The 25,751-nt window shown below is 46.9% G+C and carries 20 protein-coding genes; 9 read left to right on the top strand and 11 right to left on the bottom strand.

Annotated elements, in window-relative coordinates:
• Nucleotides 1-15 precede the first annotated feature (15 nt).
• Nucleotides 16-1,200, bottom strand: coding sequence for an acetate/propionate family kinase (locus ACTJJJ_RS29280; protein WP_426293794.1), 1,185 nt, complete (start codon nucleotides 1,198-1,200; stop codon nucleotides 16-18).
• Nucleotides 1,201-1,367: 167 nt separating this feature from the next.
• On the opposite strand from ACTJJJ_RS29280, the gene ACTJJJ_RS29275 reads away from it, so the two are divergent.
• Complete coding sequence (locus ACTJJJ_RS29275) at nucleotides 1,368-4,034, top strand: cation-translocating P-type ATPase (RefSeq protein WP_440703727.1); 2,667 nt, start codon at nucleotides 1,368-1,370, stop codon at nucleotides 4,032-4,034.
• 1,030 nt (nucleotides 4,035-5,064) lie between these two features.
• On the opposite strand, the gene ACTJJJ_RS29270 is transcribed toward ACTJJJ_RS29275, so the two are convergent.
• Together ACTJJJ_RS29270 and ACTJJJ_RS29265 are read right to left on the bottom strand one after the other, a co-directional pair.
• Entirely contained in the window at nucleotides 5,065-5,301 is a 237-nt protein-coding gene (locus ACTJJJ_RS29270; protein ID WP_426293796.1) for a hypothetical protein, read from the bottom strand.
• A 482-nt stretch (nucleotides 5,302-5,783) separates the two neighbouring features.
• Entirely contained in the window at nucleotides 5,784-6,209 is a 426-nt protein-coding gene (locus ACTJJJ_RS29265) for a nuclear transport factor 2 family protein (RefSeq protein ID WP_188927702.1), read from the bottom strand.
• Nucleotides 6,210-6,457: 248 nt separating this feature from the next.
• On the opposite strand from ACTJJJ_RS29265, the gene ACTJJJ_RS29260 reads away from it, so the two are divergent.
• On the top strand, nucleotides 6,458-7,039 hold the full coding sequence (locus ACTJJJ_RS29260; protein WP_426293797.1) for a Crp/Fnr family transcriptional regulator: 582 nt from the start codon (nucleotides 6,458-6,460) through the stop codon (nucleotides 7,037-7,039).
• A 79-nt stretch (nucleotides 7,040-7,118) separates the two neighbouring features.
• Here ACTJJJ_RS29260 and ACTJJJ_RS29255 read toward each other — a convergent pair whose 3' ends face one another.
• Nucleotides 7,119-7,451, bottom strand: a complete 333-nt coding sequence (locus tag ACTJJJ_RS29255; protein ID WP_426293798.1) for a hypothetical protein — start codon at nucleotides 7,449-7,451, stop codon at nucleotides 7,119-7,121.
• A 442-nt stretch (nucleotides 7,452-7,893) separates the two neighbouring features.
• Here ACTJJJ_RS29255 and ACTJJJ_RS29250 point away from each other — a divergent pair, with 442 nt between their 5' ends.
• Together ACTJJJ_RS29250 and ACTJJJ_RS29245 are read left to right on the top strand one after the other, a co-directional pair.
• Nucleotides 7,894-8,457 carry a Crp/Fnr family transcriptional regulator gene (locus ACTJJJ_RS29250; protein ID WP_426293799.1) on the top strand — a complete coding sequence of 188 codons (564 nt, stop codon included), beginning with the start codon at nucleotides 7,894-7,896 and terminating at the stop codon, nucleotides 8,455-8,457.
• A 92-nt stretch (nucleotides 8,458-8,549) separates the two neighbouring features.
• Nucleotides 8,550-9,308: a type 1 glutamine amidotransferase domain-containing protein gene (locus ACTJJJ_RS29245; protein WP_229221094.1), complete on the top strand. Its 759-nt coding sequence runs from the start codon at nucleotides 8,550-8,552 to the stop codon at nucleotides 9,306-9,308.
• A gap of 550 nt (nucleotides 9,309-9,858) precedes the next feature.
• On the opposite strand, the gene ACTJJJ_RS29240 is transcribed toward ACTJJJ_RS29245, so the two are convergent.
• From ACTJJJ_RS29240 to ACTJJJ_RS29210, 7 genes are all read right to left on the bottom strand, one after another.
• A complete protein-coding gene (locus ACTJJJ_RS29240; RefSeq protein WP_426293800.1) occupies nucleotides 9,859-11,370 on the bottom strand; it encodes a S41 family peptidase in 1,512 nt (503 codons plus the stop codon).
• Between the two features lie 640 nt (nucleotides 11,371-12,010).
• A complete protein-coding gene (locus tag ACTJJJ_RS29235) occupies nucleotides 12,011-13,288 on the bottom strand; it encodes a polysaccharide pyruvyl transferase family protein (RefSeq protein WP_426293801.1) in 1,278 nt (425 codons plus the stop codon).
• An 18-nt stretch (nucleotides 13,289-13,306) separates the two neighbouring features.
• On the bottom strand, nucleotides 13,307-14,590 hold the full coding sequence (locus tag ACTJJJ_RS29230) for a polysaccharide pyruvyl transferase family protein (protein ID WP_426293802.1): 1,284 nt from the start codon (nucleotides 14,588-14,590) through the stop codon (nucleotides 13,307-13,309).
• Between the two features lie 93 nt (nucleotides 14,591-14,683).
• Entirely contained in the window at nucleotides 14,684-15,277 is a 594-nt protein-coding gene (locus ACTJJJ_RS29225) for an RNA polymerase sigma factor (RefSeq protein ID WP_188927745.1), read from the bottom strand.
• 150 nt (nucleotides 15,278-15,427) lie between these two features.
• The gene (locus ACTJJJ_RS29220) at nucleotides 15,428-16,873 is read right to left on the bottom strand and encodes a RagB/SusD family nutrient uptake outer membrane protein (RefSeq protein WP_426293803.1); all 1,446 of its coding nucleotides are present in this window, start codon (nucleotides 16,871-16,873) and stop codon (nucleotides 15,428-15,430) included.
• Nucleotides 16,874-16,887: 14 nt separating this feature from the next.
• On the bottom strand, nucleotides 16,888-20,355 hold the full coding sequence (locus tag ACTJJJ_RS29215) for a SusC/RagA family TonB-linked outer membrane protein (protein WP_229221096.1): 3,468 nt from the start codon (nucleotides 20,353-20,355) through the stop codon (nucleotides 16,888-16,890).
• Between the two features lie 66 nt (nucleotides 20,356-20,421).
• Nucleotides 20,422-21,210 (bottom strand): FecR family protein, encoded by a 789-nt coding sequence (locus ACTJJJ_RS29210; RefSeq protein ID WP_188927749.1) that lies wholly within the window; start codon nucleotides 21,208-21,210, stop codon nucleotides 20,422-20,424.
• Nucleotides 21,211-22,039: 829 nt separating this feature from the next.
• On the opposite strand from ACTJJJ_RS29210, the gene ACTJJJ_RS29205 reads away from it, so the two are divergent.
• From ACTJJJ_RS29205 to ACTJJJ_RS29185, 5 genes are all read left to right on the top strand, one after another.
• The gene (locus ACTJJJ_RS29205; RefSeq protein WP_426293804.1) at nucleotides 22,040-23,692 is read left to right on the top strand and encodes a T9SS type A sorting domain-containing protein; all 1,653 of its coding nucleotides are present in this window, start codon (nucleotides 22,040-22,042) and stop codon (nucleotides 23,690-23,692) included.
• A gap of 595 nt (nucleotides 23,693-24,287) precedes the next feature.
• The gene (locus tag ACTJJJ_RS29200) at nucleotides 24,288-24,812 is read left to right on the top strand and encodes a DUF6624 domain-containing protein (RefSeq protein WP_188927753.1); all 525 of its coding nucleotides are present in this window, start codon (nucleotides 24,288-24,290) and stop codon (nucleotides 24,810-24,812) included.
• 101 nt (nucleotides 24,813-24,913) lie between these two features.
• Nucleotides 24,914-25,210 carry a hypothetical protein gene (locus ACTJJJ_RS29195; protein ID WP_188927755.1) on the top strand — a complete coding sequence of 99 codons (297 nt, stop codon included), beginning with the start codon at nucleotides 24,914-24,916 and terminating at the stop codon, nucleotides 25,208-25,210.
• A 130-nt stretch (nucleotides 25,211-25,340) separates the two neighbouring features.
• Complete coding sequence (locus ACTJJJ_RS29190) at nucleotides 25,341-25,469, top strand: Kazal-type serine protease inhibitor family protein (protein WP_426293805.1); 129 nt, start codon at nucleotides 25,341-25,343, stop codon at nucleotides 25,467-25,469.
• Between the two features lie 70 nt (nucleotides 25,470-25,539).
• Nucleotides 25,540-25,725, top strand: coding sequence for a Kazal-type serine protease inhibitor family protein (locus ACTJJJ_RS29185; protein WP_188927757.1), 186 nt, complete (start codon nucleotides 25,540-25,542; stop codon nucleotides 25,723-25,725).
• Nucleotides 25,726-25,751: the final 26 nt, after the last annotated feature.

The raw sequence follows: 25,751 nt of genomic DNA, 5'->3' as shown, positions 1-25,751 counted from the left end.
TTATTGTTTAATGACTTAATTTAAAACCTGGCTGACGAGCCTTGCGATCATTAATTCTTCATTCGTAGCAATCACCCGGACAGTCACTTTGTCAGCGATGTCCGAAATAATTGCCTCATTTTTTCGATTTCGTTCTTCATCCAGACCGATGCCCAGAAAACTAAGATCCTTGCAAATCTCGCTGCGGATATGCGGGATGTTTTCCCCAATACCTCCCGAAAAAACGAGGTTATTGACACCTCCCAGCACAGCAGCGAAAGAGCCGATGTGTTTTTTTATCTGATAGCAAAAAAGCGCGATTGCTTCTTCGGCGCGGTGATCGGTTGTTTGTAGCTGCATTAATTCCTGCATGTCCGAACTTGTTTCAGATACGCCGATCAGTCCCGATTCATGGTTGACCAGGTGATTAAACTTTTTAGCGCTAAGCTTTTCAAACTGTATCATATACGAGGCAATCCCCGGATCAATATCTCCGCTGCGGGTTCCCATCATCAGGCCCGAGGCCGGGGTAAAGCCCATGCTTGTATCGAGGCATCGGCCTTCCTTTACAGCAGCCACACTTGCTCCGTTTCCCAAATGTGCCAGTATAACCTTCCCGCTAGCAACCTCTTTGCCTGCCAGGCGTTCCAGTTCTTGCATCAGATATGCATAGGAAATGCCGTGAAAGCCGTACCTATGTAGGCCCTTCTCGCTAAACCGACGGGGGATAGCCAACCGTTTTGCGACGGCGGGCATGTTTGAATGGAATGCAGTGTCAAAACAGGCGATTTGTTTTAATGCAGGATGGCGTTGGCTGAAAAGTTCGATCAGCTTAATCTCTTCCGGTAAATGCTCGGGATCGTAAGGGCTGATCGTTTTGAGATAGGCTAATAATTCAGGCGTTATTTCCTGCGGTTCTGTCTGTTCCATCCCATGAACGATCCGGTGGCCGACGGTAGAAACCTGGGGAAATTCTTGCTGATTTTCCAGCCATTCTACCAGAAACCGTGCGGCATGTTCAAAGGTGTTCTCCCGGACGCGCAGGTTTTGGGGCTTTTCAGAAGTATTCGTAGTTAAAACGGGCTCAGTAGTGTTGTTCCCTATGTTATAAAGCTTCCCTTTAAGCAATAATGTAAACGCCGCCTCAGCTACCCGATAAAAGGCAAACCTGATGCTTGATGAGCCTCCATTGATGATAAGCAGTGATTTCTCCGTGTTCATATTGATCAAGCCTTTTCATCGGATCCTGTTTCATACAAGTTACTATTATCGAGCCTGCAGAATGGTGATCAGGATCATCTTTTGAAATGAGTATCAACACCGTCTTTACATTAGGTAGCACGCATTTTGCAACGAGTGGTTTAATACATGTTTTTGAATGAAAATCTATGTCGAAATCCTTTCAGGAAATAAGTGCGCAGCAATTGGCGGAAGCGCTCCAAACGGATATTACAAAAGGGCTTTCTACTGCGGAGGCGGAAGCAAGAAACGAGCGTTTGGGCCTCAATGAGCTCAGCCGGGAAAATCCTGAGAGCCTTTGGTCGATATTGCTGAGGCAGGTCAATAGCCTTATCGTGTGGATATTGGCGGCTGCGGCCATCGTATCATTTTGGTTAGAGGACACCATTGAAGGCTTCGCGGTACTTGCCGTCATCATCATCAATGCAGCAACAGGCTTCATATTGGAATACAACGCGCGCGAGTCGATGGAGGCGCTCCGCAAGCTCGATACCACGCCGGCGAGAGTGTTGAGGGATGGGCAAATCGACGAAATCCCTTCCGAGCGCGTCACAGAGGGCGATATTTTGGTCCTTGAAGCAGGCGATTTGATCCCGGCGGATGCCAACATCGTCCAGACCAACCAGCTGGAAGTCGATGAATCGGCTTTGACAGGCGAATCAGTCCCATCCGCCAAGGGTGTTGATCCGTCGGCCGCGGAGGCGGCTTTGGGTGACCAGCATAACCGGTTATTCAAAGGAACGGCGATCACCAGCGGGAATGCGAAAGCCATTGTTACCGGCATTGGACAGGCAACTGAACTGGGCAAAATCGCGACGATGGTCCAGCAGGCGAAACGTACCGCGACGCCGCTCGAAGCCAAACTCGATTCGCTAGCCAAAGTGCTGATCTGGATCACGATCGGTTTAGCGATGTCGTTTTTGGTAGTGGGGCTGATTCGTGGCGAAGAAACCAAGCAATTGATAGAAACGGCGGTTGCACTTGCCATTGCAGCCATACCGGAAGGAATGTCGGTTGTCGCCACGGTCGCGCTGGCTTACGGAATGCTCAGGTTGGCCGAAAAGAAAGTGATTGTCAAACGGCTTTCGGCAGTTGAAACGCTGGGAGGGACCAATGTTATTTTTACGGATAAAACCGGCACGCTGACTCAAAACAAAATCGAAGTGCGTCAGCTTCATTTTCCGGCCGGTGATTTATCGGTGATCCTGCACCCGGAAAAAGCCGGGGACGAGGCGATGGAGCTAACAGGTGAAGACGCAGGACTTTCCAATTCCAGAGAATTTGCATTGTTGGCGAGGGTAGGGGCGTTGGCTAACAATGCCCAACTGACTTCCGGGCATTCGAACAGAAAGCAAATCGGTGATCCGGTTGAAATTGCGCTATTGCGATTCGCCCAGGCCGCAGGAGTCGATTTGGAAGATTTAGGTTCTAACTACATTAGAAAAGCCGAGGAAGCATTCAGCTCGGATACGCGCATCATGGCCACGCTGCACGAGTCAGCGGCGACCTATTATGTGGCTGTGAAAGGTGCTGTGGAGGAAGTATCTGAACTGTGCGATTGGAAGAATGATACCGAGAGGAAAAGCGAACTTGAAATTTCCGAGCGCATGGCTGCCGACGGTTTGCGTACGCTGGCCTTTGCCTACCGCGAGTCAGCGCAAATGCCTTCGGCGGATTTCACCAAGGAAGAGAAGCTGATTTACCTCGGACTTATTGGTTTCCTCGATCCGCCGCGAAAAGAAGTAACGCCAGCCCTGATGGCTTGCCATGATGCTGGCATTAAGGTGATTATGGTAACGGGCGATCATCCCGCGACGTCTTTGAACATTGCCAAGCAAGTCAATCTGGTTCAACCGGATGAGCAGCTGGTTTTGACAGGAAAGGATCTTCAATCGTTTAATTTTTCTTGCAAAACCGATCAGGAAAAAATGCTGAAATGCCAGGTGTTCGCGCGGGTAAATCCTGCTCAAAAACTGGATATGATCGATTTTTACCAAAAGCAGGGCGACATCGTCGGCATGACCGGCGACGGGGTGAATGATGCACCGGCTCTGAAAAAATCCGACATAGGCATTGCCATGGGCCTGCGGGGCACGGCCGTGGCCGCAGAGGCCGCGGATATGATCTTAAAGGATGATTCTTTTACATCTATTGTGAAAGCCATTGGCCAGGGACGCGTCATTTTCGAGAATATCAGAAAGTTCATTGTCTTCCTGCTCTCTTGTAATATGAGCGAGATTTTCGTCGTCACTTTTGCAGGTTTTTTGAATGTAGGCAATCCGTTGCTGCCCTTGCAAATCCTTTTTATCAACATCGTCACAGATGTATTTCCGGCTCTTGCATTGGGTGTAGGTAAAGAGAATGTTAAATTAATGCAATTCACGCCCAGAGATCCGAAAAGGCCGGTTCTCGAATTGAAAGACTGGCGCAGGATCGTGTATTATGCGCTGGTCATGACGCTCTGTGTTTTAGGCGCATTTTGGTTTGGAACAAGTCAGCTGGGATTGAGTCATCAGGAAGGCAATACGGTTACTTTTTACGCTTTGTCGCTGGCGCAGTTGCTGCATGTTTTCAACCTTTATTCAGGGAAAGGAAAGTTTTTTGGCAACGAAATCACCCGAAACAAATTCATTTGGCATGCACATGCTTTGTGTATCCTGATCCTTTTAGCAACGTATTACATTCCTTTTATAAAACAAATGCTTTCATTGCAGGATCTGGATATGCTTTCTTTGCGACTGATTTTGGCAGCAGGGCTGTTTCCGCTTTTGATTATCCAGTCAGTAAGGTTTTTCTCCTCGGGAAAGTTACATTAGCGCTGAATGAGCTATTGGATGATGACACTGGAAGGTGGTGCTGTCTCGCGAGCGAGAATTTTGAGACGAACATCCGAATGCTCTAAGAGTAAAAGGACTCGTTATCTTCCGACTTTTTGAAACGGGTAAACTTTAATTGGTACCTAGATTGTAGCATCATTTGACAGGCTATTCCGGTATTAGTTGAAATTTTATTGTTGTCCGCAGTCGTTTTTCCCGGAGTCGACACAATTCACAAAGCTGCCACGGCAACGGCCTGTATCTTGCTTTTCGCCGCGGGACTACAGAAGGCGACGGTAACGCGTATTTCAGACGGCGTGGTCAATGACCTGTTATGTAATGCGATGTGCATCTGAAAACTCATCCGAATCTTCCAGTTTAATAGTCTGTATCAGTGTTAAAAGTCTGGTTAAGTGTTCGATTGACATCCCCGCATCTCCAGCTGGAAGGATTTGGCATCAATGATGATCGAGACCTTATTAGACGTTACACCAAGGCTGGGCAAAACAATTATTTACTCTACGACTACGAAGCACGTAAACTCTATGAGTTCGTCCACGAAGCAAATCACCAACCAGATGAGCCCTATATGTTTGCCAATGCGGTAACAGTCTATCGGCTGAGATATCCCAGAAATGGAGACAGGTGAGTAGGGCTAGGTTCTCTGTCGAGAATTTTTAGGATGTTTAAAAGGTTCCACTGTGGATACCGTGTGGTGGGATTTTCTCACATCTGAAACCAAACAGGAGTTTGAACAGCCAGAAATACATTTGAGCCGGCCGGCGGCCGGTCAGTCCTCCCAAACCGAAAGTTATAGCCGGCGTGTGAAGCCTTACCCTTAAGAAGAAGTGGAGGTTTGAATTTTTATCTATTTCTAATTTCTTGGCAAACGTTGCTGGTGCTGAAACGCCCTTCGAAGCGGTAAAAGGGGCGTCAGCGATTATTCATCTCTGCGGTGTTTCGCACGACAGACTGGAGAATCCGCAGCCACTGATCACCCCCGGCGTATCAAAAGACCAAAAAGCGGCTTTCAATAGACGCCGGTGGATTCCATAGCCACCGTGTCAATACGACACTGCTGTAACCAATTGACAATTTCATCCAAATCACAACTCATCGTCCCAAACGTTCGGACTGGCGTTTGTGCCCCTGGTACAGCGACTGCATGAATGGTGTCGCCAATGTCGATACCGGCCGCATTCGGATTTACGATCGTCATCGAAACTGCTTTTACTGCTGACTTTTGATACCCTTTTGTCTGTTTCATCGCAAACATGGATTTTGGTATAATCAAAAGGCAAAGTGCGAAGCCCTCCGGTTTGATCAAGTATATTCTCCTATACGGAGTCGAACCCCAATTTGAAACCTAAGAAACCAGAAGAACCAAATTTCCCCAAGAATTCGGGATTCAATGCTCACAATAGTCTTAGCTGCAAAGCACTCCGCCTTGCCCAAATTTACGAGGACTCGTAATGTTATTTCTCACTAAACATAATGCCGTTATTTATAGACTTCCCACATTCCCATCGTAAAACTCATTTAAAAGTATCACACCATTCATGATTAGTTAATGAATGGTGTGATTACCTTCCTCGCTACTTAGTATGGCGCTGTAATCGTGCATCTAGTAGTGGGGTACGAGCCGCCAGTCCCTTGACTTGGACTCATACCGGTTTATCTTGCCGTACAACCTCACAGTCTGAACGCCGGCGAGCGCCTGTTACCCTTTAAGTTGTATATTACCGCGATTCAGCCGAAGATGGCCTTAACTAGCTCCGTGTCCATGTACTCACGGACTTCGGTAATCTTTCCGTCTTGCAAACGAAGCACGATGCCGTAAAGGTTGTTGTAATCGAGCCCGTCCTTGGTTTTGGATTCGCCCACCGCCTCCACGAAAACCTGATCACCCTCCGCAATCGCGTTAGTAACCGTAATTTTGATGGGGCCTTCCAGACGATTGAGCAATACCGGCACGTAGTTGTCCAAAATATCCTTCTTGCCGCGATATGTTCCTGTGAACAGGTGGTTGCCGAAGTAGGTAAGCGTAATGTTATCGGCCATGCTATCGAAGTAGCCCGCGACATTCCCTGCCTTCAAAGAGGCATAGGCCTGCAACACGATTTGCTTGTTTAATTCAGTTGAATTACTCGAAATGTCATTGTTTGATTGTGTCATGATTTTCTGATTTTTAAATTAATAATTGTTCAACAAAACTACTCCCTCGCAGTACCATCGAGCGATGACAAATGATAAAAAAGAACGTTGATAAATATCAACGGATGTGTATATTCGTTCATGGTTGGCGGCGCGGGACTTGGCTTACGGGCCAAGCTTGGTTAGTGTTAGATGTACACTTAGGGAGGGTGGCCACGTGCAGTACTACCACAAAGGATAGTGCAGCTCAAACCCTAAATTTTCGCATCATGCATGATTCACTGATTTCATATATTAATAGGTACTCCGGAGTCCCCTTGAACGCGCAGGAAGAGGATCTTATCCGAAGGATGTTTTTTTTCAAGAGACTTAAAAAGCGGCAGTATTTCCTTCAGCAGGGCGAAGTCTGCGGGCATTTTTGTTTTATCGTCAGCGGAGCAATGAGGCAGTACAGCATTGATGAGAAGGGAGCCGAGCATGTCATACAACTGGGCATCGAGAATTGGTGGATGGGCGACAGGGAAAGCATCGTCACGCTGACGCCATCAAAATACAATATAGATGCGTGGGAAAATTGCCAGCTGCTTACAATTAGCCACGCAGATACCATCTCTCTGCTAGACCAAATACCCTCAGTAAGGAAGATGCTTCAAATAATGGAAGAGAAGAACTCGATCGCCAACCAGAAGCGCTTGAATTCTACGATCAGCCTTGCCGCGGATTCCCGTTATGCAGAATTTGTAAAGGAGTATCCCAATTTCATGCAGCGCTTTCCACAACACATCATTGCTTCCTATCTTGGAATTACCAAGGAGACACTGAGCAGGGTTCGTAGGGGTGCCGTTCTTTGATCATTGTCCGACGAGTGTCTCAATAAAGCAAGAAAATACAATCTTTGTCCATTAAAGTTCTGTTACAAAACGCAAGTACTCAGCTATGACAACTTTCAGGCGCATCGAATTGAAAAAGCTGGCCGAAGATCGGTAATTTTCGTAGCAGAATTCCGCCCTCGTGAATAGCTCCAATAGAGGCTTGTTCAAGCTCTATCAGGCCAAACCAAGCTGCAAATTTTTCAATAAATCGCCATTGATAAACACGTTCTGGCGCCAGGGTAAATCCTGGATGTTCCGATGGAATTGGTTGTTGTAAATTGGGAAAGGCCTGCATGACTTTGGAAGCGTAAAAGCTAGCCTTACGGTGTTGCGCACCATACCGGTGTAGCAAATACAGTGTGGATATTCCGGACCAAAGAGGGTTCTTCATCGCTTTTGGTGGTGGTTCTATCTATTTTGAGCTAGTAACATTTTTGTAAGCAGGTCAATTCCGGCCCCGTCCGTACGCAGATCTTTTGATTGTTTCAGTTTGTTAGCCCTCTATTTTCCCGCTTGAGATATCAGAATTAATTGCTTGTCCGACGGCGTGATGGTCATCCTTGATGCCTTTTGCAAAGTTTTTCAAAAGCGACTCCTAATTGGGTGATCAGTGGCTTCGAATTCTCCACGTATCGACGCCCCCACCCGGCTTAACTTATCGAGGCCCGTATACACTTATTTGGGTTGTGCCGCGGCTATGGCCGGAACCTTATCTTCATAAAAAACCCCCCCACCCAAGTCTCGTGCAAAACTTAGGCGGGGAACGCTGAATGATTTAATGTATAAATTTGTAGAATTGCCGTTGTGACATTTTACGGATTGATCTGTACCTAATGTTTGAGGAACTTAAAACCCATTTTGGTAAACTGGTATCGCTCACACCCGAAGAGTTTGCGTATGTCAGTTCGCATTTTACCAGCCGTAAATTCAGAAAACATCAATTCCTCGTCCAACAAGGCTCGCCGGTGAGCCTTGACTTTTTTGTAGTAAAAGGCCTGTTGAAATCGTCATTCGTCAATGAGCAGGGAAAAGAGCATATTCTTCAACTGGCAATGGAGGACTGGTGGATATCCGACTACCAAGCGTACTTCAACCAAACCGATGCCACGCTCGACATCACCTGTGTGGAAGATGTGGAAGTGCTCTGCTTGTCGCTCGCGAACCGGGAAAAACTTTGCAGGGAACTTCACCAGATCGAGCATTTTTTCAGGAAGAAGTCAAATGCGGGCTATGTCGCCCTACAAAGGCGCATCCTGTCGTTTATGAACCAAAGCGCTTCCGAGCGTTACCACGAATTGCTGCAAATGTACCCCTCACTGGCGCAGCGCCTGCCGAAAACCTTGCTGGCCTCTTACCTGGGCGTGTCGCGCGAAACGCTCAGCCGTTTGTCTGCCTAGTGTGACCTACATCACACCAAAGTAGTGACATGGTTCCTGTCGCATCCCGGGCGCGGGTGGCAACTTTGCATTGTCAAAACAATTCAGAAAACATGGCAAATGCTTTGGTGAAACTCGCTCTCGCAGCTTCTGTGATCAGTTCGAACAGTGACGCGATGGCCCAGACAGGACAAAAAATGGAAAAGAAAATTCTCTTCGTGGTGACCAGCCACGATACAAAAGGCAATACCGGCGAGCCTACCGGCTATTATCTCGGTGAAGTATCTCATCCCTGGGAAGTGCTCAGCGAGGCAGGTTATGAAATTGATTTTGTAAGCCCGAAAGGTGGAAAGGCTCCCGTCGACGGTTTCGATCTGACCGACCCAGTTAACAAGAAGTTTTGGGAAAATGAAGAGGCACGCAAGAAAGTAGAGCATACACTGGCTCCCGAGGCTGTGAAACCGAAGGAGTACCTGGCAATTTTCTACGCCGGAGGGCACGGGGCAATGTGGGACCTCGCCGACGATGTCAAGATCGCAGCCATTGCCTCTGAAATTTACGAGCAAAATGGCCTGGTGGCGGCCGTTTGCCATGGCCCGGCCGGTTTGGTCAATATCAAACTCACCGACGGCAGTTCCCTGGTGAATGGTAAAAAAGTCAATGCATTTACCAATGAAGAGGAGGCTGCAGTAGGAATGGAGAAAGTCGTACCATTTGCTCTGGAGACGAAGTTGATAGAACGTGGGGCAAAATTCGAGAAATCAGGCAACTGGCAAACGCACGTGGTGACCGACCAACGATTGATCACCGGCCAAAACCCGCAGTCGGCAAAGGCGGTAGGGCTAGCGATGCTCGAAGTGTTGGGTAAATAGGAGAGAGGCAGCATTTGACGAGCCGGTATCCGGAACCAGGAATGGTTTTGGGTACCGGCTTTTGTATGTAAATTAGCTCTTAACCTTTTGATTATAAATTAGATGATCAATCCATGATTGCCCACAATCATTGGCTTAAATAAAAAGCCAGCTGCAAAGTCCCGCCCGCCTTTTAAAACGATCAATTTCGACGATCTTTCCAGCACGCACCCATGTAACCCGTTGGAGCCAGCCAGCCAGCATGACATCACCGATGAGGCTGAATCGGCCAGAGCAACCCTGATGGGGCTCAACCGAGAAGGTATAAAAAACAGGGCGATCGCAGTTATCTGGTTTCGGAGGTGTTATCGGGATGCCGAGTGTATTGTAGGTCGCAATTAATTACGAATGAATTGTTTAGCATAGTCAGTTTCTCCCGAAATGACATTTCTTTGAATTCCGAATTGGGATGATCAGAGGCTCTGGATTATCCAGATACATCGATAGCTGTCGTGTATTTACAAATTACTACAAAATTGTTTGCGTTAGAAAGAGGACGTTTAATAACTGTTTAATTTGGTTTGCCTGTAATTAGGTTCTTCGCTGCTTCCATCTCCAGGTCTCTTTCAGAAAGAACGTCCTTTATCGAATAATTGATCTGGTGGGTCGGCAGGACACCGCGGCCGATGGGATGTTTCCGGTATTTGTATCCTATATGGATATTCGGAGAAATACGGACCATTATTTTGCTATTTGGAAGTTGAACAACTATGTTATCGCCGCCGGTCGGCCCTTCGTACGCTCCGCCGCTCTCTTCGCCAATAAAGATGGTATTCGTCGTTTTCTCTATATCAGCGATGAGATCTGCCGCGCTTGAAAAACTAACGCCGTTCATCAGTACGTATAGTTGGCCTTCGAAAGCATTTTTTTTTGGTAGTTGTAACTGAAGACTTTTGTCGTAATCATAATTGTTGATCCAAAGCGTTTCTGTGAGCTTCCGCATATATTCGTCGCTATTATCAAATAATAGTTTAGAGGTATCCCTTTCGATTATGACTTCCCGGAGTGGGCGGAAATCCAGGTGGCTTAAAAAGATGTTCTGGTAAAGTTTGAAGGGACGTTTCGATAAATATGAGATGAGTGTTTGCTGTTGCTGCTCGCTGCCCCCCTCGTTGTTCCGAAGATCCAATATCAGGTTCTTGATTTGCAAATCCTTGATCCGGGCGAAGGCTGCGCTCAACAGCGAGTCAAAATTTGGGTCGGTCTTCGAGTAAAACGAGCGGGGAACTGTGAGTGTAGCATACTTTTCTTTTTCGTTGATCTTAAATTCGGGAGAAGGTGTGGTGAACCAGCCCTGTTCGTCACGGTTGTAGCGCTCCCGCAATGTTCTTTGTCTTTCGTCAAACGTCAAACCGTTAAGGATAGCAGTATTGGACTTGCCGGAACCGTGTTCAATATACTCCACTTTGAAACTGTCGCTGCGGTCGATGTGTAGATGATAGTATAAATCAAATCCATGGAACAGGCGGAAATGATACCGCTCTAACAGCCCTATTTTTCTGGTATGAATATATCCGTCCGCGGCGATGCGCGGCAGCAGGTTTTCCAGTATTTCGTCAATTGTCCTGCCGTTGATCGAGGTAATTTGTGAGCCTCGTTGAACTGACTTGTCACTGCAATCGAATAGGACGTACAGTTTTTTGTCAATAATTTTGAAATACAACGGCATCACTTTTTTGTTAAGGACTTCGTCAGCCAGCTCATATTGAGGAATCGTATACAGATGTCCGCAACGAACAGATGCGTTCATTGTACTCACCAGCGAAAGAAAGTCTATTGCTTTAATGTCGCTTTGGATCATGCTGCCCAGACTGTCGAATCTGGCATCAACGGTATGTTTACTATCGTACTTGTATAAGCGCGGATGAGCGTATTCAAGAGCGCGTCTGAGCCACTTAAAATCGTCCGCGGCTTGCTCCTTGGTTAAAGTCAATTGCATTTTTTGGGCAACTGCCACGCCCCCTATCGCGATAGTCAGCACTAGCAACGGCACGGTGACGAGCAATAGGTTATAATGCTTCATTTTTATATGTGATATTAAAAGTCGGTATCAACAAGATACGAATAGAATTCAGAAAACTTAATGTATCAACAGTGAATTGGAGCTCTCTGTCAGTGACTTACCGAGTTGTAAAGTCTTATTAAACGAGGCCCTTGCCACCCTTACTCTTTTTGCCGCAGCCAGCGAGCCAGAAGAGATGGATATCGTGACAAATCTCATCATAAGTATACTCGTCAGAAACCAGTTGTTTTTGTATCTTATTTGATTCTTAAATTGGTTAATTTGCTGATAATGAGTTATGTAAATATAATATACCGTGCAAATAGGTAAATACAGTATCCGCAAGGAATAATATGCAAGCGCCTGAAAATTAGATAATTGATCTAGATTTTCAGACGCTTGTGTATTGTTCTTCTCCCGGTGATATAGGTGCATCCGTACTATTGCTAATTTTCGTAATTGGAGGCATTTGTATCGCGCTTCTGACAAAAATTAAGGACCTGAAATATGGATGTCAATGCATGAAAGAAGGGACAAATCTGCTTTCCTGCATTGTCTTTAGTCCCGTTTCTGCCAAACCAGTAGGCCAAACTTCGCTCCGAACGAAACCAGCCGTGTCCATTTTCTGCCCCGGAAAAACGAAAATAATGGCAATTCTCCATCAACCTGTACCATAAAGCGTTTTCTTTAAGACATCCATCGTTTTCTGCTGTCTTTGCCTTACCAATTTTAAAGCCTTGGCGGCTTTGGATTTTGCCAGTTTTGGATTTTTGGCCATTTTCAATACAGCCGGGGTGATACCTGCTACATCCCCGGGCGTGTCCATATCAAAAAGCCAGTCGTCAAGCCCAATGTCTTTCCACATAAAACCTTTGCTGGTTTGCTCTTCAAAACGGCACACGATGGCTGGTATGCCCAATGCAATGCACATGATCGGCGAATGCATTTCCAGGCCGAACAAACCCGCCGAGCGGGCATACGTACTAACAGCTTCATCGGTCAGCCAATAGTGGTCCCTCCAAACCACTTTTGCTTTTACGTCCTCCGGCAGGGGATCGTAGAGCATTTCCCTGCCAATATGCACCTGTGTCTCGTTCTCGGGAACAATCAGCACTTTCAAGTCTGTCTGGCGGGCCACCGCGATAATGGCATTACGTATCGGAGCATTATCGTGCTCTTTCATTTTCGTATTGTAGGCATTTTTAACCTCATTTACTGGCAGCTTTTTCGCAGGGATTTCCCACCAGGGCGAAAACCGGAACTGCGGGATCACACATAGAAACTTGCCGTCTTCCAGCTGATGTTTCCTAAGAAAACCAATCGCCGACCGATCATCTTTCACATCCACAGAAAATGCGCCATCAGGGCAAAACTCCATGACGGGACATTTGGCTCCTTTATCTTTTGCAAATTGAAGGGATACCGAATCGCGGAAATACGCAAACCGCGCATTGGTAATCAGTTCAATGTCTCCCGGATCGTATTTCTCCCGATCGTCAGCAAAACCGTAAATTCCCGGAAACGTAATGCCATAAATACCGTAAGGTTTCCCCGACGATTCGGCCCATAACTTCAATTCTTTTCTACCAGTGAGCGATGGCCCGGAGCCGTGCAGAAAGAAATCAGCTTCATTGATGGCAGCCGTTTTTTGTTCATGGGTTTTAAGGATGATAAGCTTGGGAAATCTACGCATGAGCATTTCCTCCACGCCATCGCCTACATCCGTTGGCCAAAGCCTGATTTCCGCATCCGGGAAGTTTTGTTCTAGTAAGGTCAGAACGCCAGGCGTATGGGCAATGTCCCCGATGTTGACCGTTTGCCAGGAGGATCTCAGAATGATCGTTTTTTGGGCCCTCCCCTCGCCGGCAATAGCCGGGATACTGGTCAGCAAACCCAATAATGCAGGTATTTTTTGTATAAATGTTCTTCGGTTTTGCATTAAAGCTGATATAAAGGGTTAGGAATAGAGGTTTTTCTTTAAAACAGCCATCGTTTCCTGTTGCTTTTTTACAACAAAGTCCCGGGCTCTGAGCGCCTTCTTTTTTGCATCTTTCGGGTTTTTTGCCATTTCCAGCACGGCAGGTGTCATCGCCGCCACATCTTTTGGCGTGTCCATATCAAAAAGCCAGTCTCCCAGACCAATGTCTTTCCACATAAAACCTTTACTGCTTTGCTCCCCGAACCGGCCCACCGTAGCCGGGATACCGTTTCCTATGCACATAATCGGCGAGTGCATTTCAAGGCCGAACAACCCTGCCGAGCGCAGGTAAGTGCTTACGGCCTCATCGGTCAGCCAGTATTTTCCACGCAGCACCACTTTCCCTTTCACATCGTCGGGCAGTTTATCGTAGAGCATCTCTTTCCCAATTTCCACCTGGGTTTCGTCTTCCGGGCAAATCAGCACTTTCATCGAAGTCTGGCGCACGACGGCCACAATCGCATCCCGTACCGGACCATTGTCATGCTCTTTCATTTTTTGGTTTATCGCGTCCTTTTCCTGGTCGATCGTTCGCTTTTTGCTCGGAATTTTCCACCACGGCGTGTAGCGATAACGAGGTATGACGCAAAGAAATTTACCCTCTTGCAGGTCGTGTGATTTCAGGAAAGCATCCGCCGAGGCCTCATCCCTGACATCCACAGCGAAAGCGCCATCGGGGCCAAAATCCATAACAGGACATTTTACGCCCAGTTCTTTGGCAATTTCCAGCGAAACAGAGTCCCGGAAAAATGCGAAACGCGCATTGTTTAACAACTCAATGTCTTTCGGAGAAGCTTTTTTAGCCTGGTCCGGGGTGCCATAAACACCTGGAAAAGTGATGCCGTATACACCATAAGGCTTGCCTGTTTTGACCCAGTCTTCCAGCGTTACCCGCGCCACTAGCGAAGGCCCCGAGCCGTGCAGCATAAAATCTGCTTCTGCCATCGCTTGTGTTTTATCCTGGTCGGTCTTGATGATTTTTAAGTATGGAAACCGCTTCATTAGCATCTCTTCCACACCGTTTCCAACATCGGAAGGCCACAGCCTAACATGGGCTTCGGGAATGTATTTTTCAAGAAGCGCCAGTACGCCTGGTGTGTGTCCAATGTCGCCAATGTTAACTGTCTGCCAGGACGAACGAAGTATGATAATTGGATTTTTATGGGCTGAAAAACCTTTCAACGGCGCCAGCAAAGTAATAGCAACCGCTGCCGAGTTCTTCATAAAGTCTCTTCTGTCCTGGTTAATTGCGTGATTGATCATGTTTTTTGGTTAAATATTTTGCTAAAAAGACAGAGTTTTCGGGTTCCAGACTTGTATCAGGTCCAGCATCGAAATAAGGTTTATCTGGACAGATCAGATCAATGAGCTGATGATGGAAATCAATGAAATGTAGGGCATCTTCTCGAGCAGAACCTGCCGAAGGGTCTTGATCGCCCTATAAATCGTATTGCGCAGGATCTGATAGTCTAGACCGGTTACCGAGGCGATCTCTTCGTAGCTAAGCTTTTCGAAAAAACGGAGAAAAATAACTTCCTGCTGACGCGTCGGCAGTGATCGTACTGCCTGCTGCAAATTGCGGTGTACATCTTCTTCTATTTCCTCGGCAAAATGCTTTTCATGACACCGGTAAGAAAATGAATCGTCAGAAAAGGCATCAGTGGAAAGCAGCGAATTCCTAACCTCCTTTAAGATAATCCGGCGCAGTGAAACCATCAGATAATATTTCACCGACTCTGGCACGGTCAGGTTCTGGCGCCGGTTCCATATATGAACGAAAAGCTCCTGAACGGCATCCTGGACCATCTCCCTGTTATAATTGACCGACAAGCCGTATTTCAAAAGCACGTCAGCATATTTTTCGTAAAAAAATGCCAGTGCCTGCTGATCTCCTTTTAAGAGTCGCCGCCAGATTTTAGCTTCATCTACAACAGGTAAAAACGCGCGCATCAGGTTTGAGAAGGAACTTAGGGAAGTTAATAATCTATAACAATAAAAAGAATAACTATTTATAAATAAATATGTTAGCTCGTCCCTAATCCCACACTTTTGGGAATGGTAACCATAGCCGCTCGCTGGATTGGCATCTAACCATCGCGTTCATTTGTATCCCGGATTTTGTACCAGTTTCGGGTTCACATCCATATCATTTTGCGGGATGGGCAACAATACATGATGCGGTAGGATCAGCGCATTACGGTTGAAACTGTTTTCGGCCTTTACCGCCTCTATTAATCTGCCCGTGCGGACCAGGTCGTAACGGCGGCTGTTTTCAAAAGTGAGCTCAAGCCGCCTTTCCAGCCAAACTGCTTCCTTAAATGCCTGGTAGGTCAGTGCTGACAACGGGGTAAGCCCTGCCCGGGTACGCACTTTATTCAGCGCAGCGTAAGCCTCGGCATTGGGGCCGTCATTACTTTCATTGAGTGCTTCCGCATGCATCAATAGTACATCCGCGTAGCGCAATACCGGTCTGCTGGTACCTTCCCCTCCATTGGTTTTAGCCGTTTTGTCCCAGAATTTCTGAAAAGAAACCGCCTTGGTAAAGTCGGGGTCGGAAATCGAAAGCGTAGTAGTTACATTGTTGTAGACGAAAGAGGTAATGAAAGTGACTGCCTTTCTTTTGTCATTGCTTGTGTAGGAATTGTAAAGGCTTTCGGTGGGCCTGGCAATCCCGGCCCCGCCTCCCGGGTATATCTGCGCCGAGCGCACGCCGAAGCCCCGGCCAAGGCCGTGCCCCCGTACGTCGGTCAGATATTGTACCTCAAAAATATTCTCTTTACCACCACGGGCAGTCAATGCAAAGGCATCCGCAAATTCAGCATAAAGATCATAGATGTCCAAGTCGATTACCTCTTTGGCCTTGGCTGCGGCCATGGCCCAAAAAGGAGATGCCTTCTTGGCTCCTGCCCTATACAGATATACCCTGGCCAGTATGCCCTTGGCAGCTCCCTGTGTTGCCCTGCCTGATTCGCCTGCCGGGTAAGTCTTAGGCAAAATACTATCAGCTTCCTTTAAATCAGCCTCGATAAGCTCGTAAACCTGCTCAACGGGTGAGCGCGCAATTTCAAGACCTTCCAAGGAAGCGGTTTCCTTTGTTACTATGGGTACCTCCCCGTAATACTGGACCAAAGTAAAGTAATGCAACGCCCTTAAAAATTTGGCTTCGGCCATGTAACGTTTTTTCAAATCCTCGTCCATCGTAATGCCCGGAAGACGTTCAATGACAATGTTGGACCGGTTTATACCCGAGTACGCCCCAGCATAAGCCGTAATCAGCGAGTTGGAAGGGGTGATGTCGTAACGCCAGAGCAACGGTCTGTCGGCAGCGCCGGTCAGGAATGGCACTGCATCGTCGGATGTGGTAATGTCTAGATTAGGGTCAGGATTGCTGATGACCGCGTAGCAAGCACCTAGAGCGGCCTTGGCATCCTCGGCCGTTTTGTAATACGTGACATTGGTCAGGTTGGTGACAGGCGACAAGTCCAGCTTGCTTTCGCACGCATACAATAAAATGGCCATTGCAGGTAGTACTTTATAAATCTTCATAATAAATGACAGGTTTAAAATTCAAGATTTATGCCAGCCAAAATAGTTTTGGCCGCCGGGTAAGCGCCGTAGTCAAGCCCCTGGCTCAATGACGAACTTCCGTACCGGTTTACTTCGGGGTCTAACCCGGAATACCTAGTGAAAGTCATGTAATTCTGTAAGGTGACATATACTTTTGCAGAGCCGACAGAAACACGGTTAAGCCATGATTTGGGAAGGTTGTAGCCGAACGAAATATTTTTGAGACGCAGGTAAGAGCCATTTTCGATGTGCAGGCTCGACAGCAAGCGAGAACCTCCCGCGGCGTTTGCCCTTGGGACAGAATTGCTGGGATTTGTCGGCGTCCATCTCTGCAATGCTTTGGCAGACTGGTTATTCCCACCGGTCATATTCAGAAGGTCAAATGTGCCATAGTTCAGTATTTCGTTCCCATAGCTTCCCTGAAGGAAGAAATTAAGATCAAAACCTTTGAAGGATAATGTGTTGTTGAAACCACCGAAAAAATCGGGATTGGAGTTACCGATAATGTCCCTGTCCAAATCACTGATGGCGCCGTCTCCATTGAGATCCCTATAACGAAGGTCTCCCGGCCTGGCACTTTTTTGCGAAGAAGCGTCCACCTCTCCCTGGTTTTGGAAAATACCATCCGTTACCAACCCGAAAAAGTCTCCCAGGGGACTTCCGACATGCAAAAGGATCGGGTTCTGGGAAGTGTTGTGAATGGTCGCATCACCACCGGCCCTGAACTCCTGGCGTCCGTCCAAGGTAAGAATCTTGTTTTTGTTAAAGGTTACATTGAATTCTGAAGACCACCTGAACCCTCCTTTATCGACATTGATGGTATTGAAGGAGAATTCAAATCCTGAATTTCGGACGCTGCCAATATTTTTCAATGTTGAGGAAAATCCTGATGAAGTGGGCACGCCCACATTGAAAAGTAAGTCGGAAGTATTTTTGATATAGTAATCGGCCGAAAGCTGGATGCGGTTATTGAAGAGGCTGATGTCAAACCCCGCGTCAAATTGTGCGTTTTTCTCCCAGCGAAGGTCAGGATTGGCAATACCCGCAGTGGCCGAGCCTGTGTAAAGCGTGCCTCCGAGCACGTAAGGTGTGGAGATGATGTTGGCCAGGTAGCGGTAATTGCCAATATCCTGGTTACCGGACAGGCCATAGCTTACCCTGAGCTTCGCATCTGAAACCGCGCTGATGTTTTTCACCCATTTTTCATTGGCAATTTTCCAGGCTAGGGCGCCGGATGGAAAAATACCAAATTTGCGGTCCGGGCCAAACCGGGAAGAACCATCCCGTCTTGCCGTAAAAGTCGCCAGAAAGCGGTCGTCAAAGCCGTAGTTGACACGTGCAATGTAAGAAATCAGGCTCCATTCACTGGCTCCCGTACTGGGTGCCACCAAAGTAGATCCCGCACCCAGGTTATTGTATTCTGCAAAATCATCTGAAAAGGTATTCGCCCTGGCAGTCACAGATTCGACATACAGGCCCTGTATGGTGTAGCCCAGCAGTGCACTTAAACTGTGCCGCGGACTTAGTTGCCTGCTGTAATGGAGTGTATTTTCATTAAGCCAGTTAAGGTCCTGCGAGTTGGATACCACCCCGCTTCCTCCCAGGCTTGCCCCTGCAATGGCCTGCCGGGTTATGTAGTTGTTGGCTTTGTCGATGATCAGGTCTGCCCCAAAACTGGTCCTGAAATCCAGGCCTTCTATAATTTTGTAATCAATGTATGAATTGGCCAGAATGCGGATCGTAGTCGCCTTGTTTTTGAATTCATTGGCCAGCGCCAAAGGATTATCCACCGCCAGGCCGTTCAGGGTGCCTTGGTTCTTAAAGTATGAACCGTCCGCGCTCCATATTGGAAACGTGGGAGAATAGCTCAGTGCCGAGCTGATAATACCGCCGCCTGCATTGCCATCTACTTCGGTACGGGCATTGCTTCCGGTCGTGTAAGCGCCCTGCATACTCAGGCCTACTTTGATTTTAGAGTTAAGATCGTTGTCCAGGTTGGCCCGGAGCGTGTATCTTTTGAAACTGGAATTTAAAATGATACCATCCTGACCAAAATAGCCAAACGAAATGGCATATCGGGATTTTTCGGTTCCGCCCGACACGGATAGCTGGTGGCTCTGGATCGGCGCGTTGCGCATAACAGCTTCCTGCCAGTTGGTCCCTTCACCCAAAGTAGCAGGCAATGGTTTGTCCGCACTGCTGCCGTCAAAATAAGGTTTGCCACCATTGTTGACCTGGGCTTCGTTGACCAGTTCGGCAAACTGCCGGGCATTGAGCAAATCAATCGTATTACGCACCGATTGACTTCCATAATAACCATCATAACTGATGCCTGTTTTTCCTGCTTTGCCTCTTTTGGTCGTAACGAGTATAACTCCGTTCGCGCCACGCGAGCCGTAAATGGCAGTTGCTGAGGCATCCTTCAAAATTTCGATGGATTCAACATCATCTGTATTGATGCTGTTGAGGTTACCTGTTGGAAATCCGTCGATCACATATAACGGGTCATTACCTGCGTTTACAGAGCCTGAGCCGCGGATGCGGATCGTGGAGCTTCCGCCCGGACGCGCCGAATTGGATACTACCTGCACACCGGCGGCACGCCCTTGCATCGCCCGGTCCAGGGACGCAATCGGCGTAGCTTTAATGTTCGCCTCGCTCACCTTGGCAACCGAGCCGGTCAGGTCACTTTTCTTTACACTCCCGTAACCCACAACGACGACTTCCTCCAATGCTTTGGTATCCTGTTTCAAAACGATGTCAATAAGCGTCCGGCCGCCCACCCTCACTTCTTGCGGCAAGTAGCCGACGAAGGAAAATACGATCTGGACATTTGCATGGGGTACGTCCAGGGAATATTTGCCGTCCGTGTCGGTAATCGTTCCTTGCTGGGTTCCCTTCATGATTACGCTGACGCCAGGCAGCGGGTCACCCTTTTCATCGGAAACTATTCCCTTCAAATGGATGTCAACGGAGGCTTTTGATGTTTCCGTTTGTTCGATGGATGGCTGTGCGAGGTTGGGATGTTGATGCTCCACGTTGACCGGAGATAGGATGCTTTCATTTTTAATGTTTCTCGCCTGTGGTTTCTCGCCGGGTCTTCCCGTGCTTTCTTGCTCAAAGATCACGTAAGAGTTTTTACCAAAACGTTCGTATTTCAAAGATAACGGAGCAAGTATACGTCTAAGCTTTTTATCCAGGTTTTCATTTCCATTGAGCAGTTTGGTATTGACAACCTTATCCTTCATCAGGCGGTCGTTGAACTCAAAATTGACGTCATAATTTTTGCTAAGCTTGTCGAGTGCATCACTCAGGGAAATGCTCGTGGGCGACTTGCCTTCTTCCTGTTCATTTTTTTGAACAAAGTTGGCTGCGAGCGTCTGTCCGTGTGTTGGTTTGGTCATTCCGCAGAGGTAGTCCACCAGCAAGAGAAAAACAACGATATGTAATTTTCTATACATTTTGCTATTGAGATTTGAGTTATCGGATTTCTTTTGAACCCTAGATCGAACCGGTTAGCGACCTGTTTATTTCAAATGGTATTCGTTCCCGACCTGGCTGACTTGCAAAGGGTACATCTTTTCAAGTTTTTCAAACAGGACTTCTGATGAATCAGTTGGGAATGATCCGGTGAAGGTTTCAGCCCCGAGGGCAGCATTATCGATGATGACCTTCATATCGTAGAGGTCCTCCATCATTTCGGCGATTTCCTTCAGTGATTTTTTTCTAAAAACGATTACCCTGTTTTTCCAGGAAGAATAATCTTCAACGGCGACTTTTTCTTTATGAAGGTGAGGTTTCTTCTCAGAATGCGCAACTGCTTCGCCGGGCCTAAGAAGCACATTGTTTGCGTTATTGTGTTGGTCAACCACTTTCACCTGGCCATGCTCAAGTGTTACATTCACTCGCCCACGGCGATTGTTGACGTTGAATGCAGTCCCTAAAACCTGAATCGAAAGATGGTTTGCATGAACCGTAAAAGGTTGCTTTTTACCATTTACTACGCGTTTGCTAACTTCAAAATAGGCTTCTCCGTCAATCCAGATCTCTCTGTTTTTACTGAGAAAATCCCTGGCATATCGCAGTTTTGAATTCGCATTCAGTGTGATCACAGATCCATCAGCCAGCGTTATTTTGCTGATCTGTCCAAATGAAGTCTGCTTTTCACTCATTCGGAATTTGGTCAGAAGAATGCCTGCGGAAGCTAAAATGAAAACCAGACTGGCCGCAGCGAGCCATATTTTACGTCTGGCAATGAAAGGTAATTCCTCCGTTTCTACCGCTGGTATCAGTTCCTGCTTGATCGTTTCCCACATTTGAAATCTTTCCTGATCGGTCCATTTTTCGGAAAAATCAATATGGCAGGCTATCCGTACCGCTTGTTGTATGACGATCCTTTTATCAGGATTTTCTTGAATCCAGCTTTTCCAGAAAGTGTCCGTTTTATTGTCAGGAGCAAGCACCCATTGCTGGAAAAATTCGTCGGCCAGGAAGTCTTCAATTGTAAAATTTTTGTAATCCATCTTCAAATCGGACAAAAATAAAATTGAATATTTAAACTAGTGCTAAAGAACAGATACAGCCCGCTTTGTAACCCTTGAAAAATTGAAAAATTTCAAATTATAGTACATTAAACTTTAAGGAGTTGATAATCAGTGTGGAAAGCATCGGCTAGCGGCCATAGTGGAAAATACGGCACCACAGCCCCCCATTCCGTGGTGAATTGAGCACCAGCCACAATTCGCAGCCTTTGGGGCAACTTTCTGGTGAGAAGAAAGGTAGAATGGTCAATCTAGTCCGAAATGATCTGGTCAGCCCAAATTGAAATCAGTTCGTTAGTATCCCCTTAATCTCCAATGTAGAGTAGCGATAAACGGAATCCCTGACGGTTTTTCTGTCATTTAGTATTCAAGTCAGCCTAACTAGATAATGCTGCCTCGTCCGTAAACTAACAAACCCTGATTTTTGGGTAAAATATAACCCTTTCTGTTTATCTTGATATTGGTATTAGCCTCATTTGACCGTGCAGGCGATACCGCATTTCGGCTATTTGCCTGTCCTGCTCCTTACGACACGGATGAAAATCCGCGTTGACCTGAATGCACTTCCCTTAAAGTATTATCATTCTTTCAAAACGGTAGCACCATGAAATATCTGACTTTACTAGTACTTATTTTGTCAGTTGCACGCGCCTTCGCAGGGATTTTTGATCACAAAATAGCAATCGAAGGAGAGTCTTCCGTTTACAGCGTCGTCAATGGAAGATATTCCTTTTATGAAACAGGGCCGGATCGTTACACCGAATTTCGTGCCAATCGCACATACGGAGAATACCTGTCCCCACAAAAGATCAAATGGGACGTATCAAGTGGCCGGTGGGAGCTCAGGACATACAGAAACATTGGCGGCGCCATTTCTGAACAAGTTATGGCGATTTCCCGACATGCAAGCCGGTTGCTTATCGAGTCTGGTATAACTTACAAATTTCCTCCTCTCACCGGATGGACTTGCTCCCCTGTGCCAAATCCGTTAACCGCCTACATTCCAATCCAACTTACAAGTATCAGAAGTTATAAATATCAATATTGGGACGATCCTGCTGCCTGGTCTACCGGGTCTATACCTCGTAAATACGACGATGTGATTATCAATGGCTTTGTCCTCATAAGGTCGAATGCTTATTGCTATCAGCTTTTTGTTGGAAGGGATTTTCTGCTCCGGTCCGAAGGGGCTGTAACGCTAAATGTGCTGGGCGATTTGGAGATTGTTCCGTGGGGGCGATTGAGCGTTCATGGCATTCGTTTCTGCGGAATGTCCCGCCAGTCACTTAAGGCAATCGCAGGGGGTGATCTCGTCTACAACCGCACCAATTTCGAGAATGTGGCTGTTGACAATCCCGCCGGGGTGGAATTATATACGGGCAGTTCGTTTCATTTTGAAGAGAGGAGCGGTCCGACCGAGTGCACTTTCAGGTTTGTGAAGGGAAACTTGTTTGCGAGATCCTATTCGATGGTCTTCGTTGAAAGAATTATGGGAGCTAGCAATCAGAATTTTTTTGTTTTAGAGGATAGCCCGACCCTCCTAAGTATTTTGGATACACGCCCCGATTTCAGCAGAACGTTTCCAGTAGGACCTACCCAGCACCTGTATACGCCTGCTACATTGACCAGTATTGAATCACCATTCAGGGGCGGCCGCGTTTCGGTTGGCGTTAACCGGGTGGCTGACAGCGGGACCGCGCCTGGAAGGGTCAACGTTGAATATCAATTGCCTGCCGGGCGATGGAACGTTTCGCTCGGTTGGGAACCGGCGGCTGAGTCATCGGGCTATCTTGCGGGCCTACCTGTTCAAATGAAGATGTGGCGTGGGGCATGGGAGCCTGTCGGTGATGCTGAAATTCCTTGGGGAGTATATCGGGACGGTCGTTATTTCTATTCTATTTATGAACCGGCAATTGTTTTGGACGCTGGAACCAGGTTTGGTTTGTTCCAGACAGCGACCACAGCGACCACAGCGAAAATGTCAGCAATGGCGACCGATGACAAACCCAATCAGTTCAAGTCGACTAAACCATTTCCCAATCCGGCCGATAAAGGTGGTTTCAGGGTTTGGATTCCTAATGGAAAAACGGCAATGACCCTCACAGATAAGATGGGGATAAATGTCGAGATGAATGCCACCGCCGAAGCAGGTGGTATGATCCTGATCAAACCGTCCGAACAACTTCAAAAAGGCATCTACCTTCTCAACATCGAGCAGGCAGGCCAGCGCAAGACACACAGGATTTATTTCCATTAGGTTGATAGGTTAATGAAGCCTTACCCTAAATGTAGGCTTCCCATTTTTAGAGGAGCTGTGATTTAGACTTCGTTGTTGATTGCAATGGTTAATTCTTCTTTTTTCATAGCACTTTCTTTCAGCTGTATGCGCTTTTGATTTGGTGTTAGTCCCTTCAATGATCTGTGCGGATGCTTGACGGTAGAAGTTATCAGCCGGAACATTCTCTGAAAGTTGATGAATAATCGTTCCTGTTGAATCTTTTTTCCTTGCATGTACTGAAATTAACCAAAGCCGTGGTTTTAATCAATACTTCTAAATCCTTGACTGGATCGTACAACATGGAAATTCCTCAAAGTGGGTTTAATCCCGATGAGTTGTGCAACAGTCACCAATTACGGAGGGTTTGTAAGAAAAATTTTGAAGACACTACGGGAGAATGCAATGAAGTATTTCAGTATGCGCTACTAGAAGCTTTTTTCCTAATTTTGAAAGCCGAACAAAGGGTCTGGGCACCAGGGTGAGAGCTAGCACCGGTTTTCGGTAGATCGATTTGAAATCGCTAGATTGCATTGTATCAATCGGATGTGCCAGTCAACATAAATCTAATTCAGAAATGAAATTGATATCTTGCCTATTTTGCGTTGGACTAATGTTTGTCGCTGTCGATGCATTTGCTCAATCCGGCGCAGGGAGTAATGACAAGCAATATCTAGTCGGCTGGTTTGTCAGCAACGAAGAAACGAAGGCCGATATCGACACTTCCATAAGGGTACGTGAGCATAGCGTAGCGCAAATCCGCGACTTACTTTCAAAAATGGAGATGGTTGACCAGCTGTATCGGGATAGCTTAATGAGTGTGCCCGGCACAGATAAACGTTACTTGGGTTATGTTTCAAAGCTGATAGTAAATGACAAAGCCAACCAGGCGATTTTGACAAAGATTATAGCGCATATGGGCTGGCCAAAATTAAGCGTGGTTGGAAAGGAAGGAGTCAATGCTGCATGGATGATAGTATGGCATGCGAACAGGCCATATCAGGACCAATATTTCCCATTAATAAAAAAAGCATATCACTCCGGCGAAATTCCTGACGATCATTTCAGGACATTGGAAAAGGAACTCTCGAAAGCACCTTGAAATTGGTGATGCTGTGTGCTTAGATATGATTTTTTGAAAGAGACTCTCTTCCAACGTTACAACAAGCGTAGGTGTCTTTTTGGAAAACAAAGTCTGAGCGTATGAAGAGCCCTGCATTTAACAAATTGCCTTACCTCGTTTTGCTACTGGGTTTGTATGCCTGTCGCGATGCGCGGCCAGAGGAGAAAGCTGCATACATTGGCAGAGCAGATCCGTTGTTTTGTGGTTGGTGCGGTGGATGGTTTGTGACGGTTGATTCAATTACATACCGGGCGAATGTTTCCGAGCCGTATAAGGGAGGGAATCAGGACGTGTGGATACGTTTTGAAAAAGATGAGAGCGACGGAGCGAAAAAACAAGGAAACTGGATCACCATATCCTCGATTCGTCCCAGATAAAATCACCAGACCATGACAGTTCGAAAATTTTTACGCGCGCCATTTCTACTGCCGGTACTCATGGTGGTAGTAGCTTCAAGTTGCCACGGGGACAAAGATCCTGATCCCAGCTGTCACGAGCAGCCCCGAAATGACTCAGGATGTTAATATTTACCACCCGGTTTGTGGTTGCAACGGCAAAACATATGGCAACGAATGTGAAGCGCTCGCCCATGGAATTACTTCTTATCAAAACGGTGAATGTTCAGGATCCAAGTGATGATACTTGCTATTATCCAATGCTTGCATAGAAGATCATAGTTGAAATATTTTTGACAAATAGCTAGTCAATGAGCAACATCTTACGATTTGCATTAATGCCGGCTTGCCCTAGCTGTAAAGAGGATGCGCCGGAACCGCTTAATTGCCCGGATATTTACAGGCCGGTTTGCGGGTCGGACGGAAAGACATACGGGAATATTTGTGAAGCCCAGTATCATGGCATCATGTCCTATACCAACGGAGAATGCTTGTAGCCTGTATTTTCTGTAAAAGCATATTT

Source organism: Dyadobacter sp. 22481 (genome assembly GCF_052044875.1).
Classification (GTDB): Bacteria; Bacteroidota; Bacteroidia; order Cytophagales; family Spirosomataceae; genus Dyadobacter; species Dyadobacter endophyticus.
The sequence above is the reverse complement of the archived record's forward strand: the minus strand, read 5'-3'. Positions and strand labels throughout refer to the sequence as shown.